Annotated in this window: 14 protein-coding genes; 5 read left to right on the top strand and 9 right to left on the bottom strand. The window is 55.5% G+C overall.

Annotated elements, in window-relative coordinates; genetic code table 11:
* Positions 1-2: 2 nt before the first annotated feature.
* Positions 3-521: a HEAT repeat domain-containing protein gene (locus ACQKLP_RS08485; RefSeq protein WP_427321910.1), complete on the bottom strand. Its 519-nt coding sequence runs from the start codon at positions 519-521 to the stop codon at positions 3-5.
* Positions 522-732: 211 nt separating this feature from the next.
* Between ACQKLP_RS08485 and ACQKLP_RS08480 the strand changes: the two genes are divergently transcribed.
* From ACQKLP_RS08480 to ACQKLP_RS08470, 3 genes are read left to right on the top strand one after another with little or no spacing between them, the layout of a single operon-like run.
* Positions 733-1,215, top strand: a complete 483-nt coding sequence (locus tag ACQKLP_RS08480; protein WP_427321908.1) for an AraC family transcriptional regulator — start codon at positions 733-735, stop codon at positions 1,213-1,215.
* 51 nt (positions 1,216-1,266) lie between these two features.
* Positions 1,267-1,701: a VOC family protein gene (locus tag ACQKLP_RS08475; protein ID WP_427321906.1), complete on the top strand. Its 435-nt coding sequence runs from the start codon at positions 1,267-1,269 to the stop codon at positions 1,699-1,701.
* The gene (locus tag ACQKLP_RS08470; protein ID WP_427321904.1) at positions 1,685-2,134 is read left to right on the top strand and encodes a DUF1569 domain-containing protein; all 450 of its coding nucleotides are present in this window, start codon (positions 1,685-1,687) and stop codon (positions 2,132-2,134) included. The genes ACQKLP_RS08475 and ACQKLP_RS08470 overlap by 17 nt, the downstream gene beginning before the upstream one ends.
* A 65-nt stretch (positions 2,135-2,199) precedes the next feature.
* Here ACQKLP_RS08470 and ACQKLP_RS08465 read toward each other — a convergent pair whose 3' ends face one another.
* Positions 2,200-4,578, bottom strand: coding sequence for a cellulase family glycosylhydrolase (locus tag ACQKLP_RS08465; RefSeq protein ID WP_427321902.1), 2,379 nt, complete (start codon positions 4,576-4,578; stop codon positions 2,200-2,202).
* A gap of 360 nt (positions 4,579-4,938) precedes the next feature.
* Between ACQKLP_RS08465 and ACQKLP_RS08460 the strand changes: the two genes are divergently transcribed.
* Positions 4,939-7,116, top strand: a complete 2,178-nt coding sequence (locus ACQKLP_RS08460; protein ID WP_427321900.1) for a discoidin domain-containing protein — start codon at positions 4,939-4,941, stop codon at positions 7,114-7,116.
* A 91-nt stretch (positions 7,117-7,207) separates the two neighbouring features.
* Positions 7,208-7,933, top strand: coding sequence for an SDR family NAD(P)-dependent oxidoreductase (locus ACQKLP_RS08455; protein ID WP_427321898.1), 726 nt, complete (start codon positions 7,208-7,210; stop codon positions 7,931-7,933).
* Between the two features lie 5 nt (positions 7,934-7,938).
* Here the strand turns inward: ACQKLP_RS08455 and ACQKLP_RS08450 are convergent, their stop codons facing one another.
* The 7 genes from ACQKLP_RS08450 to ACQKLP_RS08420 all read right to left on the bottom strand — a co-directional run bounded on the left by ACQKLP_RS08450 (position 7,939) and on the right by ACQKLP_RS08420 (position 17,481).
* Positions 7,939-8,397 carry a hypothetical protein gene (locus tag ACQKLP_RS08450; protein ID WP_427321896.1) on the bottom strand — a complete coding sequence of 153 codons (459 nt, stop codon included), beginning with the start codon at positions 8,395-8,397 and terminating at the stop codon, positions 7,939-7,941.
* A gap of 48 nt (positions 8,398-8,445) precedes the next feature.
* A complete protein-coding gene (locus ACQKLP_RS08445; RefSeq protein ID WP_427321894.1) occupies positions 8,446-9,006 on the bottom strand; it encodes a hypothetical protein in 561 nt (186 codons plus the stop codon).
* A gap of 82 nt (positions 9,007-9,088) precedes the next feature.
* Complete coding sequence (locus ACQKLP_RS08440; RefSeq protein WP_427321892.1) at positions 9,089-10,252, bottom strand: DUF1735 domain-containing protein; 1,164 nt, start codon at positions 10,250-10,252, stop codon at positions 9,089-9,091.
* Positions 10,253-10,271: 19 nt separating this feature from the next.
* Positions 10,272-12,221, bottom strand: a complete 1,950-nt coding sequence (locus ACQKLP_RS08435; protein WP_427321890.1) for a RagB/SusD family nutrient uptake outer membrane protein — start codon at positions 12,219-12,221, stop codon at positions 10,272-10,274.
* Between the two features lie 9 nt (positions 12,222-12,230).
* On the bottom strand, positions 12,231-15,629 hold the full coding sequence (locus tag ACQKLP_RS08430) for a SusC/RagA family TonB-linked outer membrane protein (protein WP_427321888.1): 3,399 nt from the start codon (positions 15,627-15,629) through the stop codon (positions 12,231-12,233).
* Positions 15,630-15,778: 149 nt separating this feature from the next.
* Entirely contained in the window at positions 15,779-16,852 is a 1,074-nt protein-coding gene (locus ACQKLP_RS08425) for a FecR family protein (RefSeq protein WP_427321886.1), read from the bottom strand.
* A gap of 74 nt (positions 16,853-16,926) precedes the next feature.
* A complete protein-coding gene (locus tag ACQKLP_RS08420; RefSeq protein ID WP_427321884.1) occupies positions 16,927-17,481 on the bottom strand; it encodes an RNA polymerase sigma factor in 555 nt (184 codons plus the stop codon).
* Positions 17,482-17,533: the final 52 nt, after the last annotated feature.

The following is a 17,533-nucleotide window of genomic DNA, read 5'->3' as shown; positions in this document are numbered from 1 at the left end:
GCTTACTTCTTCGCTTTTTTGATACCGTCCTGGTACTTTTTCTTCACGCCGTTGTCTGTTTCCTTATCGCAGAGTTTTTCCACGGCCGGCAGCAGTTTGGCGTTGGCTTCCGTTTTCAGTTTGAGGATTTCGGCCAGCGCGGTGGCGGTGGCCCAGCGTACTACCGTGCCATCGTTTTCCGCGTTCGCCAGGAGAAGTTTGATAGATGGGGCCAGTTGCGCAGGGAACTGTTTGGCGATGTTGGCGATGACTTTGGCGCTTTCCCATTTCACGCGGGGCTCTTCGTCTTTCAGGGATTTGGTCACGAAGGCCAGCAGGGTTTCATCGGCAATGCCGGGCGCGGTTTTGGTGGCATATTCCACCGATTCGATGCAGGTGGCTTTGCCGGCCGCCTTTTGGTGTTCGGCGAAGGCGAGCAGTTCGTCCAGCGGCAATTCACCGGCTACGAGCCATTGGCCGATGGTGGCCACTTTAGCTTTGGCCTTGATGGTCTTGTCTTTGAAGATTTGTTCGATCGTCATGTTAAAATTCGTTTACATAGTAGAAGATACGGCGCTGGGGCGGTGGCCGTTTGGCAATATTCGGATGGGGCAGCATGGCCGGTGACGCCTCAATATGCATCTTTTTCGAAAACCTGCCAAATACGGCATCCGCTTTAAGGCATAAATCCCCCCTTCATCCGTCACATCCCCCACCCGCCGCAGTAATGGCCTTTCCGTAATTTGGCAGTGGATGGAAACGAAGCAAATGCCGCATATCGCCCGATCGCCTGCCCAGGCGGAAGAATATCCGAAGGTGTACCTCTACCGGCGGATCGTTCAGGCGAAACTGTACATAGACGCCAATTATGCGGAAGAGATCGATCTGGACAATATTTCAGACGAGGCTTACTTTTCGAAGTTCCACTTCATCCGCCTGTTCAAATCCATTTACGGGAAAACGCCCCATCAATACCTGCAAGCCACCCGGATCGATGCGGCGCAGCTATTGCTCCGTCATAACAGATCCGTTGCCGAAGCCTGCTTCTCCGTGGGTTTCCAAAGCCTGACGTCGTTCAGCGGCCTCTTCAAAAAACTGACCGGCGAAACCCCGTCGGCCTTCCTGCTGCGGCACAAATCCGTGAGGGAACAAATCCGCGCCACGCCGCTTTCCTTCATTCCCGGCTGTTATGCCCATCGCCTCGGGCTGCACGAGAATAGCAATTTTGAAGAATAGTATCTCCCGCCCGTTCCGGAACTTTGTTTCATCATCAAAAAACAAACTGACATGATCACCAAAATGACCATTACCAACATTCATGTGCTGAACCAGGACAGCGCCTACGATTTCTACGTGAACAAGCTCGGGTTCAAAGTAGTGGACGATATCCCCATGGGCCCGGATTCCCGCTGGCTGACCGTTTCGCCGCCCGAGCAGCCCGACCTCCAGATCGTCCTGTTCCCCGTCAAAGTGAGCAAGATGTTCCCGAAAGAAACCGCCGAAACGTTGATTTCACTCATCAAACAGGGCGTTTTCGGCTGCGGCGTGCTCACCTGCTCCGATATTTACGCCACTTACGAAGAGCTTAAAGCGAAAGGTGTGGAATTCATCAAGCCGCCCACCAAAGAGTTCTACGGCACGGAAGCCTTCTTCAAAGACGATTCCGGCAACTACTTCTCCCTGCAACCCATCAACAATTTCAACCATGAAAACCGTATTTGATCCCTCCACCCGCAACGAGCTCATCGGGCGCATCCGCTCTATCAGCGCAAACAGCCGCCGGAACTGGGGAAAGATGAACGTATACCAGATGGCCAGACATTGCACGATCTGGGACGAATGGGTACAGGGCACGCAGCCCGAAGTGTACCGCCAGGATTTTCTCGGAAAAATCTTCGGCAGATGGGCGCTGAAAAGCAACACCCGGAACGAAAAGCCCCTGCCCAAAAATACCCCCACCGGCAAAAGGTTCACCGTCAAAGACCAGGGCGACGTCGAAAAACAGAAACTACGCTGGATCGAGGGCGTTCAGGCATACGGGCATTTTTCCAATCCTTCCTTTATCCACGACTTCTTCGGCAAGATGACCGAGGAACAGATCGGCATTTTCGCTTACAAGCATGCCGACCATCACCTGCGCCAGTTCGGGGCATAGGTCTGAAATAAAAAGGGAGCAAACCCTGCGGCCTGCTCCCCGATCGTATAGGTCAGGAAAAATGATCAGAATTTCTGCACTTTCTTCGACAGCGATCTGCCACCGGCCTGCAATTGCAGGATGTACGTAGCCGGCGCCAGTTCTCCGCATGCATGTGAAACGCTGTGCTTCCCGGCCGGGAGCTGTCCTTCCTGCAACACCGTGACCGGTTTCCCGTTCATATCGAAAAGTATCAGCCGCACCTGTCCCGCTTTACACAGCACGAACTGAACGTTCAGCCGCGACGTGAAAGGGTTGGGCGAAGCGATGAGCTCCGGTCCCTCCGCTGCTTCCGCTTCCGGCAGTTTGGCCGCTGCGACGGACTGAAGCCCGCTGCCGGTCACGATCTTCACTTCCGTATAACTGTTCCAGGCATTCACGCTGTTGCCATGCCCCACGATGCGCACGTATTTGGCGGACTGCGGCGCGATGGAGAAGGTTTCCAGCTGGGTAGAAGTGCCGCTGCTGGTGAGATTGGTGGCGGCGTTCGTCCAGCTGCTGCCGTTTTGCGACAGTTGGATATCGAAATTCGACGTGCGCAGGTTCCCGTTATAAAACGCGATCTGCACTGCGGAAACGGTTTGCACCGTGCTCAGGCAAAACTGTATCCATTGCGGGTTGCCGCTGGCCGACCAGCGGGTGCTCAGATCATTGTCGAGCACATTCGCCGGAACATTGCCGTCGTCTGTACTGGCGCTTACCGGTAAGCAGGCGGGCGCGGCGCCCACCGTGATATTGACCCCGGCCGATGTGGTGGAAGCATTGCCGTTGTCGGTCGCTTTCGCGGTGATGGCGTAACTGCCGGCGGCCACGTTGCTCCAGGTGATGCTGTAGGGCGCCGTAAGCGATTCCCCGATCTTGGTGGCGCCCTGGAAGAATTCCACTTTGGAAATGGAGCCGTCGCTATCCGCGGCGTTTGCGGAAACCGTGATGCTGGCCGGTGCCGTGAAAGTGGCGCCGTTGGCGGGAGCGGTGAGGCTCACGGTGGGCGGAACGTTCGTTTGCTGCATGATCTGCACTTCCGTATAACTGTTCCACGCGTTCACGCTGTTGCCATGGCCTACGATCCGCACATATTTAGCGGATTGCGCGGCGAAGGCAAACGTTTCCAGGGCGGTGCTGGTGCCGCTGCTGTTGCGGTTAGTGATCGCGTTGGTCCAGGTGCTGCCGTTCAGCGACGTCTGCACGTCGAAGTTCGATGTGCGGGTATTGCCGTTATAGAAAGCGATCTTCACGCCGTTAACGGTTACGGTATCGGCCAGGCAGAACTGTATCCATTGGGGATTGCCGTTGGCAGACCAGCGCGTGGCCAGGTTACCGTCGAGCACATTGGCCGGTACGTTGCCATCGTCTGCGCTGGCGGAAACGGGCTGGCAAGTGGGGTTCGTGGGGCCGGTGGGGAAATCGTCTGCCGGGCTCAGCATGCGCTGGCGGATCCATGCGCCGGCGGGTTTCAGGCGCGCGGTGGTCCAGGGGCCGGCGGAGCAGGTGCCGCTAATCCATACCGCACCGCTGCGCGCATCGTCTGAATAGTTCCAGTTACACCAGCTGATCTTTTTGTTGCGCATGAGATCGATGTACTGCTGCGTCATCGTGAAATCGTTGGGGCCGTCGCCCGAGGCCAGCTGCGAGCCGAATTCCGTTACGAAAACGGGCAGGCGGTCGGATGCCCAGTCGAGCTCGTTGAGGTATTCCGTTCCGTGATCGTTGGCGTAGAAATGGAAGGTGTACATGATGTTGGAGAAGCTCAGGGGATTGCTGACGATGTCTTGCGCCGAGCGCCCGTCGGAAATACCCATCGAAGCCCATGCATGCGTGCCCACGAGTATGACCGCATCCCCGTCGATAGCGCGGATCACGGGGATGATCTGGTCTGCATAGGTTTTGATCTGTCCCCAGCTGACGTTGTTCGGTTCGTTGCAGACGTCATAGATGATGTTGTTTTTGTTTTTGTGCTGGTTGGCGATGGCCGTGAAAAAGGTTTTGGCTCTCGACAGGTTGTAGTTCGGATCGCCGGGGGTGAGCTGGTGCCAGTCTACCAGCGCGTACATCCCGCGCTCGGTGGCTTCTTCGATAAGGCGGTTCACCTGCGCCGTGAAGCCCGCGGGATCCGTCTCGTAGCCGTCTTCCTGCACGTACAGCGAAATCCGCAGCACGTCGGCACCCCAGTCGTACGCCAGCGCGTCGAGCGATGCTTCGGTGAGGCAGCTCCCCCATCCGTACCATTGGATGCCATGGGTGCTCATGCCCCGCAGCTGGATGGGGTTGCCATATTGATTACAAAGCTTGAGGCCGATGACCTGCAACTGGCCATTCTGGGAAACCGGGGTTTGGGCCGACGCCGCGGTGGTGAACAGGCAAAACCAGGCGGCCAGCGCATAGAGTTTGGTTAGATGTGTTTTCATACGGGTTTATATTGTCGGGTTATTAAATGCAAAGGCAATACAGTGCCAGGAGCATGTTTCATGCCCTGCATTTCAGATGTAAACAATGGGAATACGCTTCGCGGAAACGGCTTAGCTGTTCATAACGTGTCCTTATTATATTCCGGGCTTTCTTCTCCGATAATTTTCCACTTTCTTGTTAATTCGTGCAATCGTTTGCATAAATATAGTTAAATTCATCAAAACAAAAAATTCCCGGTTATGAAATTATCGAGTTTCGGTCGACTGTAATCCGCCCGCACTCCTATTTTCCGCCAATTCCGCCCCATATTCCACGTGTATGAAAATCATTGTTTAACCAAAGCTCAAACCCTACGCACCATGAACCACAATTACTTATCGCGCAGCAGGCCGGCCTGGCTGCTATCCTTTGCCCTTTTCTTCGGGTCCATGTCCGCCAACGCCCAATCTACCGCCGTGGCCGACGGACCCGGCAACACGTATGAACTACTGGAGTCCAAAGGTTACAACGTGGAATCGCCCGACTGCGGGCATGCCGTCCGCCACATCGCGGAAGTCATGGACGCGGCGCTCGGCAAATACGTGTTCGCGTTTACCCTTCACCGCGACCTCGACGACGACCGTTGCGGCGCCACCGACCGCCAGCGGATCGAGCTGCGCGGCAATGGCACACAGCAACAGGGCACGCAGGGCTCCACCTCCCATTACCGCTGGAAATTCAAGCTGGACGCCAACTTCCAGGCATCCCCCAACTTCACCCACATCATGCAGCTCAAAGCGTATGGGAATGGCCATGGCAGCGGCGCTCCCATCCTTCACCTCACACCCCGGTACGATAACAAAATGGAAATCGGCCACCCGGGGAGCGGTGGCGTAAAAGCCAGCGCCGATCTCAGTCTTTTTCTCGGCGTATGGGTGGAAGCGTACGTTAAGATAAAACATGACGACGCCGGGACGCTGCAATTCATCATCAAACGCCTCAGCGACGGTGTTACCCTGCTGTCTTACACCAACAATAACATCGACATGTGGGAAGATGGCGCAGGATACGGAGCCCCGAAATTCGGATTTTACCGCAGCCTTACCAGCCCCTCCTACCTCCGCGACGAAACCATTTACCTTGCAGACATTTGCGTCGCCAAAAGCACGACCGACCTTTGTCCCAGCGACGTGGGCAGCAATGCCCCGCCAACAGTGAGCCTCACATCGCCCGCCGCCAACGCCACATTCACGGCACCGGCCAGCATCACGGTTACCGCGAACGCGGCGGACAGCGACGGCACCGTTTCCAAAGTGGAATTCTTCCAGGGCGCTACCAAAATCGGCGAAGATGCTTCCTCCCCCTACAGCATCACCTGGAGCAATGTGGCGGCGGGCAGTTATGCCATCACCGCCAAAGCGACCGATAACGACAACGCGGCTACGACGACTCCGGCCGTCAATATCACCGTGAATGCCGCGCCTTCCTGCGTGCCGGTAGTGGCCAGCGGAGACGACGGGAACGTGGCGGCGAACGTGCTGGACAACGACCTGAATACCCGCTGGTCGGCCAGTGGAGACGGGCAATGGATCCAGTTCTGCCTGAATACGGCACAAACGGTGACCGGCGTGCAGATCGCGTTTTATAACGGGAATGTGCGCGCTTCCAGCTTCGACATCCAGCTGTCGCAAAACGGCACCAGCTGGACGAATGCGGCGACCAATGTTTCCAGCAGCGGCACATCGCTCCAGCTGGAATCGTTCCCCATCACGGCGCAAACCGCCAAATACGTGCGCATCCTCGGGCATGGCAACAGCGTGAATGCCTGGAACAGTTATACGGAAGTGAAAGTGAACGTGGCTACGGAACCCGCGTGCCTGCCCGTTTCCGCGAGCGGAGACGATGGCAATGTGCCGGCGAACGTGCTCGACAACGACCTGAACACCCGCTGGTCGGCCAGTGGCTACGGGCAATGGATCCAGTTCTGCCTCGGGTCGCCGCAAACCGTATCCGGCGTGGCGATCGCATTTTATAACGGGAATGTGAGAAGTTCTTCCTTTGATATCCAGTTGTCGCAAGACGGCGCGCTGTGGACTACCGCCGCAGCCAACCTCAGCAGCAGCGGCACTTCCCTGAACGCAGAAACCTTTTCCATCGCGCCCCAATCCGCGAAATACGTACGGATCCTGGGGCATGGCAACAGCGTGAATGCCTGGAACAGTTATACGGAGGTCGACATCCTCACCGGTAGCGGCCTGCAGGCGATATCTGCGGTAAAACTGCCGGAGGAAGCGAAGATCGAAACCCCGGAACTGAGCCATTATCCCAATCCTTTCCAGCTTTCGTCCAACGTAACGTTCACCCTTCCGAAACCCGGCAGAACGCGCCTGGCGCTTGTAGACATGCAGGGCAGAACGGTGGACGTGATGGTGGACGGCATGCTCCAGCAAGGCAGACACACGTACCCGGTGAACGGCGCCCGCCTGCAGACGGGCACTTACATCCTGCTGTTGCAGCATCATGGTAAAACCGTTTCCCGGAAGGTCCAGAAGTTGTAGCATGACCGATGCTGCCTGTCAGAAGGTTGCGGCGTTCGTCCGCAACCTTTTTTCGTTCCGAACGATTACCTTTACCGGCCAAACCGATCGCATGCATCCCAAAACCGTTCTTATTCTCGGCGCCAATTCCGATGTGGCCAAAGCCGCCATCGTGCAATACGCGGACCGGGGCTACCGCATCATCGCCGCATCGCGCAGTACCGCAGAGCTGGAAAGCTTTGTGCAGACGGGCGTTCCGAAAAGCGCAGACGTAAGCGTCCTATATTTCGACGCTACGGATTTTGCGGGGCATGGGGCGTTTTACCGGTCGCTGCCCGGAAAGCCGCAGATCGTACTGTATGCCGCGGGGTTCCAGGTGCCGCAGGAGCAGGCTTTGGTGGATTTTGAAGGGAGTTTCCGGATGATGCAGGTGCATTACGCCGGTGCCGTATCCATCCTTAACATCATTGCTACCGATCCGGTAAACCCGGGACTGGAGCGGATCGTGGGGCTATCATCGCTCTCGGGCGTGAGGGGCAGGAAAAGCAATTTCATTTATGGAAGCACCAAATCGGCCTTCACGCAATATCTTGCCGGGTTGCGGCAGCATTTGTTTCCCCGGAAAGTGATCGTGAACGTGATCGTAGCGGGATACATCCGCAGTAAAATGACCGCCGGTCTCGACCTGCCGGAATCCCTCCTCATGGAGCCCGCCTTCATCGCGAAAGCGGTAGTGAATGCCGGGAACGGATTTACCATCGTACCGGGATGGAAATGGAAGCTCATCCATCTGTTCCTGAAATATGCGCCGGAAAAGCTGGTCGCGAAATTGCCCTGACAAGTTCAGTACCGGGAGGTCTTTCCTTTCACGACATGCGTAATAAAGACGGTCTGCGCCGCCATGAAAAGCAGCACCAGCAGCCAGGTATAAGGCAAAACATAATATCGATCCGTGGTTGGGCCGGCTCCATACCGCGAAGCCCCTGACTGGCTTACGGACACATATCTCCCTGCAAACCCCTGTGAATGATACCAGCACATGGCCGCTACCGCCAGCAATGTGCAACCGAAATGCAGCCAGACCAGCTTCCTCGAATACAAAAACGAATCCTGCCCGATGTAGATCAACCACATCAAACCAAATACCATGGCTGAATACAAAAGCCCCGTCCGGCTGGTTAAGGTATAATATTCCCCATCGACGACGATATTCAGTTTCTCGCCGTCCATCAACAGGTAAGTCAGGCACGCGATGAGGGCCGCATAAAAAAACGAACTGTATGTGGTAAAAAGGTATTTCATAAGCAACCACAAATTAATGCGAATCTGCCGGAAATACCATCACAGCCGTCAGGGCCGGGCGATAGCCTTCCGGAGGGCGGCTTCCTTCTCCCCGTCCCAATACGCGCAATCCAACTCCAGCAGCACCGAGGTATAGGGCAGCTTTTCATCCGTTTTCAGCACCACTACCCGGAACAGCCCGGCGGCCGCGTCCAGTTTCGCGAATACGGAATCGTGCAGCATCTCGCGGACGTCGTGCCCTTTGAGCGCGGCCGCTACGGAATCGCGGAAAGCGCCGATACCGGTGCTTTGGGCTTCGGTGATGAATTGAAGCTCCTTGTCCCGGTACACGATGGGCTTCACATGGCCGGAACCTTGAACGGCGGCCATTACTTCCTGCAAAACGGGCAGCAGCCGGCTGCCGGTATTGATGTATGTGATGCCTTCCGCCTTCAATTGCGGGAAAGCCTTGTCTGCCACGATGATCCAGTTGCGGTGCCCCAGCAGCGGGAGCGTTTCGGAGAATTGTTGTTGCCAGCCGGGCCCCGAAGCGGTTTGCACGGGCGCGGCCGAGCACGCGGCGAGCAGTGGGAATGTCAGTATCCAGGCGGATCGCAGGATTTTTTTCATATCGGATATTTAATAATAGGGCCTCCCGGCCGTGCAGGACCGGGAGGCGATGAATGTTTGATGATGACAGCGACAGGAACCATTACAGCGGAAGCCAGTATTTGTAGCCTCTGCTTCTTACCTGTTCCCAGCTTTGCGGCTGATAAAAGGACCCGCCGCGCACGGGGTTCAGCGTCAGGTCTTCGCTTTCGAACGTCAGTACGTCCGTATAGTCTTCCCCGATCACGTTTTTATAATGCAGCGTAAGGGTTTTCAACCGTGGATCGTAAAAATTTTCTTCGCTGGGTTCCTGGGTGGTTGCGTATGCGAAGGTGTGGTAAGGGAAATCGTTGTTCCCGGGCAGGATGGGGTCCATCCGGTAAATGCCGTAGTTCTTGTCGACCAGCGACAGGATATTGTACATGTACCCCGCGCTGTGAAATCCGAACATCTCGAAGCTCCAGGCGCTGGTGCCCCAGATCATATACTTATCGTTCAGCTTCGGATCGTCGGTAATGCTCAGCGGCGTGATGTATTTGTATTTCCGGGTGCGGCCGTCGGTATTGTTTTCCCCGGGGTTGCCCATGATCTGTACCGAGGTGTACCGGCCCGTGGGGATTTTCGGGATGGGGAATCCCGACCAGTTCACGGTCTTGTCTTTATCTACCCGCAGCCCGGCGATCATGAAATTGGTGAACTGCCGGCTTAATGGAACATTATCGGCGCGGAGCACCTTCAGCGGGAAAGCAAACTTCTCATAAGTTTCCATTTTGGCCCTTTCCACCGGTACGGTAAAAATCAGGGACGCCGACGCGCTTCCTTTTTCGATTTCAACGACGAAACCGCCCTCCTTATCATCGAAAGGTATGCTGGACGTGTATTCCGTAGCTGCGGGAATGATCTTGTCGGCATTCTTGAGGATATTGTAATCTTCCAGTGCTTCGTTATCGAACCCGACTACCACCCGTACTTTTTCCGCCGCAGGCAACGATCCGCCGATGCCGACCTTGAACTTGATTTCCGCCATGAAAGTTTTGTCGTCGATGATGGTGTCGGAATCATATTGCTCATTGAGATATTTGAGCGTATCCACGAATGTGTGGACCTGTATGTCACTGATCTCCCTTTCCACCGCCGAGGTGGATTCGGAAGAGATGATGTACACTTCCTGTTTGTAGAACTCCTTGTTCTCGTAGTCGTTCTTCCCGCAGGCGTAAAAAACGACGGTGGCGATCAGGCCAAGAAATATAATTTGAATGCGTTTCATGTTCTGATTTTTTTATGTGCTACCAACCTGGGTTTTGCGTCATGGTGCCCCAATAGTTCGCTACTTCTTCGAAGGGGATCGGCAGGAAGTAATTTTTGGGGCGGAAGATGTAACCGTCAATTACCGCACGGTCATAAAAACTACCGTCGGGCGCGGTATAGTTGCAACCGTACACCAGCCCGCCCATGCCCTGGCTGTTGCCCCACCGGTCGCGCGAGGGCTTCCCGGCATCTTTCCAGCGCCGCGAATCGAAATACCGTTTCCCTTCGAAAGCGAATTCCACATGCCTTTCGCGCTTGATGCGCTCACGCGTCTCCTCCTTGCTGGCGGCGGCATACCCCGGCAGTCCCGCCCGGAAACGGACCAGGTTCAGGTATTTCAGCACGTCTGCGTTACCGGGATCGTATTCATTGAGCGCCTCGGCATAGCTCAGGTATATTTCCGCCAGGCGCAGCACGTAGTAGGGCTTGTCGCTGCTGCCGCGCGCCTTCAGGTCGTCTGCCGCCACCCATTTCACGATCGGGTAGCCGGAGCGGGTGGAAGGCCGGTCGGACTGCAGGAAACCGTCGAGCGCATTGGCCTTGTAATCGGCATAATACAACGTTCCGTTGTTCTGCAGGTATCCCCGGCCGATAAACCCGATGGTCGCATAAAACCGCGCTTCCCGGTTCAAGACCCGCTTCGGCACTTTGGCATTGGTGTTCGACAGTTTGAAGCCCGTAATGATCGGCGTATGCGCCTCCATGCCGGACCCGCTGATATAATAGCCATCCCCGTTTTCGGCGATGCCTGCGTCGTTGTACAACCGCTTGTCTTCCGCGTCTATCGTTTCCCCGTTGTTCATGAAATAAGCATCCACCAATTTCTGTGTAGCATACACAACGGCGGTCGAAGTTGCGTCTTCCCCGTTGTTATAGTTCCTGGGAAAGCCGAGTAAAGACAGCTGGGCCGTCTGCGACCCTACGTTCACCTGCCAGATGCCTTCTTTGTTCCAGTAGGTTTGTCCACCGCTGAACAGCTCCTTGAAAGAGCGGTACGGATCGATGCCGGCGGGACCGTTTGGCCAGGCCACGTCGTTCCCCGGAAAATCGCCGAGCGGCACCGTCGTGTAGCCTTGGTTGGCCGGCGCGGTATGCAATTCGAAAATCCCGAGGTCGATCACGGCTTTGGCCGCCGCCGCCGCTTTGCGCCACTTTTCCATATCCGTTGCGGGATTGAAATAATTACGGCCTTTCGCGTCTTTGAAACCGCTGTAGTCGGGGTTGCCGTTTACGAGCGGACTGGCGTCCCAGAGCAAAACCACGGCTTTCAATGCCATAGCGGCCTCGCGCGAGGGCCTTCCCAGTTCGGAAACGAGTATCCGGTCGTTTTGCGGCAGCGTGGCGATGCATTTATCCAGCTCCGAAACGATAAAATTCACACATTCCTCTTCCGTATTGCGGTTGGTGGGCAACGCGGCTTCGTTGGAGTAGTCCACCGTTTTCTCGACGATGGGGAATGGCCCGTACATCTGCAGCAACAGGGAATAATAGTATGCCCGCAGGAAACGTGCATCGGCCGCATAGCCTTCCACTTCGCCGGGCACGAGCAGCTTGTCGTTGGCTTTATGGTAATTTTCCAGGAACAGGTTGCAGGTGCGTACCGCGCGGTAGAAATTGGCCCAGAAGTTGAACAGCACGTTGTCTGCATTGAATTTCCCCTGTGCAAATACGAGGCTGGTATAGTTATCCCTGCCGGCATGGCCTTCGTCGTAATTCGTATTGAAAGGCCAGGACCAGGCCAGGTCGGTATAGTTGGGAAGATGTCCGTAGCAGGCCGCCCATGCTTTACGGATATCCACGCGCTGCGTCCAGATATCGTTCAGGTTGTTTACCTCGTGCAGATATTCGTCTGCCTCCAGGTATTTACAGCTGATGGATTGCATCGTCAACAGCACGATCGCCGTTATTTTCAGAATGCTATTTTTCATAAACGGTTTTTAAAGGTCAAATCCAATTTCCAGCCCCACTGAAAGCGTACGTTTCAATGGATAAGCGAACGATGATCCCTGTTCGGGGTTCCAGTCTTTGAAACGGGAAAAGGTGATCACGTTGTCGCAGCGCCCGTAGTAATAAATGCTTTTGAAGGGGGATTTTTTCGTGCGCGGCGTCCAGTTATACCCGAGCTCCGCGTCCGCAATCCGCAGGTACGACGATTCCCGCAGCCAGAAAGTGGATGTTTGCGCGTTGTTCTGATTGTCCGTTCCGAATCCGAGCCGTGGATAGGTAGCGTTGAAATTCTCGGTGGCGCTGGTACCCGACCAGGAAGCCGGCGACCAATGGTCTTTTACCGATGCCTGGTAAACGGCGCCGTTATCCGTACCGCCGGAGTTGTAGGGGTTGAAAGGGATCCTTCCGCCGCTGATGGACCTGTACAGGTTGAATTTGCCGATGGCGCGGGTAGCCAGCGTCCACTTTTTATAACGCAGGTCCAGCGCCAGCGAGTAGCTCCATTTGGGGTAACTGTTACCGGCCCAGATCCGGTCGTTCGGGGTGATCACCCCGTCGCCGTCGATGTCTTTATACTTGATATCGCCTGGCATCACTTTATTCCAGGTTTGCACCGGGCTGTTGTCGATATCTTTTTGGTCTTTGAAAAGCCCCAGCGCGATGTAGTTCAGCTGCCGGCCATAATCCAGCCCGATCCCGCTCTGGTAAGAAACCTTGGGATCGAGCTGCCCGTTTTCGAGGATGGTATTTTTGTTATAGCTGATGATGCCTTTGATATAGCTGATCTTGAAATTCCCCCAGGATTTGGCGTACGTGAGATCGATATCGACCCCTTCGGATTTCGTTCTCCCGAGGTTGGCGCGGGGGACGGAAGGGAGGCCGAGCGTGGCGGGCAACCGGTTGAGGAAAATCAGCTGATCGTTGTTGGTATAGCTGTACGCATCTACGATGATCTTTAACGCACGGAACAGCCCGATCTCGGCGCCCAGGTTCAATTTTCGGTTGCGCTCCCAGGTAAGGCCCAGCTGCTCCAGCCGCGACTCTCCCACACCGGGGATCCCCAGCCCGCTGCCAGCCGCCCGGCCAAACCCGAACACATAACCGGTCACCGGCCCGGAAGTGGCCATGTACCCGAATCGTTCCGCATTGCCGGAAGAGCCCACCGATCCATAAGAAACACGGAACTTGAGGAAGTCTACTACGTCTTCCATCCCGCCCCAGAATTTTTCGGAAGACGGCACCCAGCCGAAACCGATCGAGGGGAACGAAGACCAGCGCTTGTCGGGCGTGAACATCTGCGAGCCCGAGGCCCCGAAATTCACATCCGTGAAATAGCGGTCGTCCCATCCCAAAGTCACCCGCCCCGCTACGGATTGCTCCCGGGCCGGCAGGGCATTGATCAACAACGAGGCGCCCGAGCCGCCCGGCGCATCGGTCAGGTATTCGCGCTGTTTGTACAAGAGCAGCCCCGTGGTGGAGAGCTTCCCGAACGTCCGCGCATAATTGATGCTCCCCTGCAGCTCTATGACCCGGTCGCCCGTAGGCGCCTCGTACACGAACTGCATCTTGTCGTCGATGTCCGGCGTTTTGTTAATGGTGACTAGGTTCCCGTTTTCATCGCGCCCCGTGCCCATGTGGCTGTTGGCGAAATCAGGCGCATGCTGCTGGTAATTCTTCGAATAGCGGTGCGCGTATAAATTCCCCTTCGTAAAAGACACGATCCCGTTCAGGAAAAGCCCCTGCGTGAGAAAGTCCAGCTTCTGCGTAACGTTCACATTGGTAGACATGTAATTCTGATACCGCTTCACGAAGCCGGTTTTGTTCAGCATCGACCAGGGGTTCCTGATATTGGCGGGTTCCTCCGGCGCCATGCCGTTCGAATATTCTGCAGGGAACAAGGTAGGGTTGATCATGTTCATGATATTCAGCAGGTTGCCGACCCCTTGTCCCGGCTCGGTCGTAGTATTGTAGCGCCCGTCAAAACCCAGGCCCAGCGCGGTGGTCGGCGAAAGGTCTGCACGGAGGTTGGAGCGGAAATTGAACTGGTTGTAGTTGGCGTTATTATCGTTCCGGGCGTTGAACATCCCTTTTTCATTGTAAAAGCCGCCGGACATGTAGTAAGTAACGGCATTGCCGCCGCCGCTGATATTGAAGTTGGCGCGATTGGAGCGGTTGTTTTGCTTCACCATGGTTTCGTACCAGTCTACGTTCGGGTAAAAATCCATGTCATCGTCCGCAAACCGGGCGATGTCGGCTTCCGAATAGTACGGCCGCTTCCCGCGGACCACCAGCGCCTCGTTCTTCATCCGCGCATACGTCGGCGCATCCACCCATTTCGGCTTGTAGCTGGCGTTGTTGATGGAAGACGAAGCCGAAAGCCGGATCGTGGGGCGTGAAGCTACCTTACCCGTTTTCGTGGTGATGACGATGATGCCGTTGGCGCCTTCCAGCCCGTATACCGCCGTTGCGGACGCGTCTTTCAGCACGGTGAAGGTGGCCACGTCGTTGGGGTCTACGTCATCGATGTTCCGCCTCAGCCCGTCGATCAGCACCAGCGGCGAAGTGTTCCCCGTCACGGAGTTGATGCCGCGGATGATGAAGGAAGCGCCGTCCTGCCCCGGCTGCCCGGATTGCTGCACGAACGTGACGCCGGCCACCCTTCCCGCGAGCTGCGTGGTAAGGGAACGCGTAGGGCCCTTGAGCTCGGAGGGGTTCACGGAGGTGATCGCGCCCACCACGCTCACTTTCTTCTGCGTGCCCGTTCCGGTAACCACCACTTCGCTTTGCGTGAGGCTTTCCAGTTCCATCAGCACGGGGTACTTCCGGAGGCTGCCCGCGGGGATGGACTTCACTTCCACCTCCTGTGTTTTATAACCCACGGAAGAAAGTACCAGCACGGAATGGCGGGGAATGTTGCTGATGATGAAATAGCCGTTTTTGTCAGACACGGTGCCCACGAGCGGATTGGCTTTCAAATAAATACTGACCGAGGCGATGGGCTGGTTCTGCAGGTTGGAGATAGTGCCTGAAATGGTAACGTTATCGCCTACACTGTCTTTGGCTGCCAACTGCGCCGAGCGCGGGGTCTGGAGCGTAACGAGCTTATTGGCGTTGACGCGGTAAGTGATATCCGTTTGTTTGAGGACGGCGTTGAGGACCTGGGAGATATCGCCTTTCCCCTCGTAGCTGCCCGCGATCCGGTCGAACGCGGGATCTTCGGTATAGAGGAAACGGTACGCAGAAGTCTGCTCTACGAACTCGAGCACCTGCCTGACCGTCTTTTTCCCGCCGGGAATGCCGACTTGCTGTGCGTACGCGCCCCGGAAAGGCCCCAGGCAAAGTATCACCGTCGCATACAGCAAAAACCTGCAGCATTTTATCAAAGTCATGTCAATTTTGGTTTTTAAAATGAACATATTAGGCAACAGGCGATACCTGCGGCTTCCGGAAGCCGCATGATCCCATGTATGTAAAGCATATTTGTATAAAAATGCGTCTGTGCCGAAGACGTGGAATACCTTTCTCTACTGGTATTTAATTATTGGCTGATATAGATTTTATGGCCTGAACTGGTGTACTGAAATGGTATGGTTTGCTGCAATTCAAGAATGATCTCGTGGATGGATTCATCGGAGAATGTTCCCGTTATGCGTATGTCCTGGAAAACGGTGTCGTTGAAATGTATGTCTGTGTTGAATTTGCGTTGCAATTCGTTGGCTACGTCGCGGAAACGGACGGATTTGAAGACGATCTTGTTCTTCATCCAGGCGGTTTCGTCGAAACTGCTGTCTGACCGGTTGAACATCACCTGCCGGAGGGAAACGGTTTCATTCCTCTTATCGCGGGTGGAAGCCGCGGCGGCGAGTTGATCGTGCTGATGGTTGATGGTGACCTTTTCCCGGGGGCGCATCATGATCACCCTTTCCGGGTCCTGCTCGGTGGTCAGCTGGATGGTACCGGTGAACAGGGACGCTTCCACCACCGAATCTTCCGGGTAGGCTTTTACGTTGAAGGTGGTGCCGAGCACTTTCACTTCCACGTTCCCGGTGGAAACGATCATCGGCATGCCGGGGTTTTTCACCACATCGAAATAGGCTTCCCCTTCCAGCCTTATTTCACGGTTCTTTTCGCCGAAATCCTTGTTATAACTCAGCCGGCTGCCGGAATTGAGGGTTACGACGGACCCATCGGGCAAATGCACCGTGGTTTTGGCGCCGCGCTCCGTATTGATCTTGTTGTACAGCGGGCCGCTTCCGCCCAAACGCGGCAACACGAATACCAGGGCAATGGCCGCCACGTTCACCAGGCCTGCGATGTACCATTTGGCGTACCGCCGGAAATGGGATTTTTCGACTTCGGACGGAACAACGGCTTCATCGCCCGGCACTTCCGCCTCCGCCCCGCCCAGTATCTTCTTCAGCCGCAGCTCACTGCGCTCGCGGGCGCCATCGTCTTCCGGCGACACGGCATCCAGCTCCCAGGCGGCCTGCAGCATTTCGTTCTGCTGGAAATCGTGCTGGTGCATTTTGAGCAAATCCTCCAACTCCCGGCTCTCCTGCTCCGTGATCTCTTGACTGAATTTCTTTGCGAGTAATTTCCAGATTCTGTTCATATGGAAAAATGCCGGTCGTTTATAGAAGGAGTGCAAAAAATGCCCGGTACCCTTAAAAGGAAATAAAAAATATTTCAGATAGTGGAAAAAGCGATGGCTTTGCCCAGTTTTTTCATGGCGATGCCCATCTGGGCTTCCACGGTTTTGAGGGAAAGATCGAGGATTTCAGCGACTTCGCGGTATTTGAAAGACTGTTCCTTCACCAGCTGAAAGATGAGCTTGCATTTGGGGGGAAGTTCGTTGATGGCCATATTGATGCGGTGGAGCATCTCCGAGGAAATAAGGAGGTCTTCCGGAGACCGGGCCAGTTCCAGTTTGAAATCATCGATCCCATCGAGCGGATCGGTAAAATGCTGTTGCTGCTTGAGGAAAGTGTAAGCTTTGTTGCGGGCGGTGACGTAGAGATACACTTCGGGATTCCTGATATCGGGCACCTTATCGCGGCGCTGCCAGAGCTGGACGAACACGTCGCTGGCCAGTTCCTCTGCGGATTCGCGGTGTTTCACGAGCGAAAGGATCAGCTTGAAAATCCGGTCGAAGTAACACCCGTGCAATTGCATCAACACCGCTTCGCCATTGGCATGCGGCAGTTGCTGGAATAGAAGCGCGGCGTCTGATCTACCTTTCATAACGATAAGACACTAAATAAAAGCCGCTCCCTTACAAAGACAAGCAAGCAAC

Source organism: Chitinophaga sp. NPDC101104, from assembly GCF_050277495.1.
In the GTDB taxonomy this organism is placed as follows: domain Bacteria; phylum Bacteroidota; class Bacteroidia; order Chitinophagales; family Chitinophagaceae; genus Chitinophaga.
The sequence above is the reverse complement of the archived record's forward strand: the minus strand, read 5'-3'. Positions and strand labels throughout refer to the sequence as shown.

Excerpts from the sequence above, each read along its gene's own strand:
- ACQKLP_RS08485 (WP_427321910.1), bottom strand. The coding sequence starts at position 521 with ATGACGATCGAACAAATCTTCAAAGACAAGACCATCAAGGCCAAAGCT.
- ACQKLP_RS08480 (WP_427321908.1), top strand. The coding sequence starts at position 733 with ATGGAAACGAAGCAAATGCCGCATATCGCCCGATCGCCTGCCCAGGCG.
- ACQKLP_RS08475 (WP_427321906.1), top strand. The coding sequence starts at position 1,267 with ATGATCACCAAAATGACCATTACCAACATTCATGTGCTGAACCAGGAC.
- ACQKLP_RS08470 (WP_427321904.1), top strand. The coding sequence starts at position 1,685 with ATGAAAACCGTATTTGATCCCTCCACCCGCAACGAGCTCATCGGGCGC.
- ACQKLP_RS08465 (WP_427321902.1), bottom strand. The coding sequence starts at position 4,578 with ATGAAAACACATCTAACCAAACTCTATGCGCTGGCCGCCTGGTTTTGC.
- ACQKLP_RS08460 (WP_427321900.1), top strand. The coding sequence starts at position 4,939 with ATGAACCACAATTACTTATCGCGCAGCAGGCCGGCCTGGCTGCTATCC.
- ACQKLP_RS08455 (WP_427321898.1), top strand. The coding sequence starts at position 7,208 with ATGCATCCCAAAACCGTTCTTATTCTCGGCGCCAATTCCGATGTGGCC.
- ACQKLP_RS08450 (WP_427321896.1), bottom strand. The coding sequence starts at position 8,397 with ATGAAATACCTTTTTACCACATACAGTTCGTTTTTTTATGCGGCCCTC.
- ACQKLP_RS08445 (WP_427321894.1), bottom strand. The coding sequence starts at position 9,006 with ATGAAAAAAATCCTGCGATCCGCCTGGATACTGACATTCCCACTGCTC.
- ACQKLP_RS08440 (WP_427321892.1), bottom strand. The coding sequence starts at position 10,252 with ATGAAACGCATTCAAATTATATTTCTTGGCCTGATCGCCACCGTCGTT.
- ACQKLP_RS08435 (WP_427321890.1), bottom strand. The coding sequence starts at position 12,221 with ATGAAAAATAGCATTCTGAAAATAACGGCGATCGTGCTGTTGACGATG.
- ACQKLP_RS08430 (WP_427321888.1), bottom strand. The coding sequence starts at position 15,629 with ATGACTTTGATAAAATGCTGCAGGTTTTTGCTGTATGCGACGGTGATA.
- ACQKLP_RS08425 (WP_427321886.1), bottom strand. The coding sequence starts at position 16,852 with ATGAACAGAATCTGGAAATTACTCGCAAAGAAATTCAGTCAAGAGATC.
- ACQKLP_RS08420 (WP_427321884.1), bottom strand. The coding sequence starts at position 17,481 with ATGAAAGGTAGATCAGACGCCGCGCTTCTATTCCAGCAACTGCCGCAT.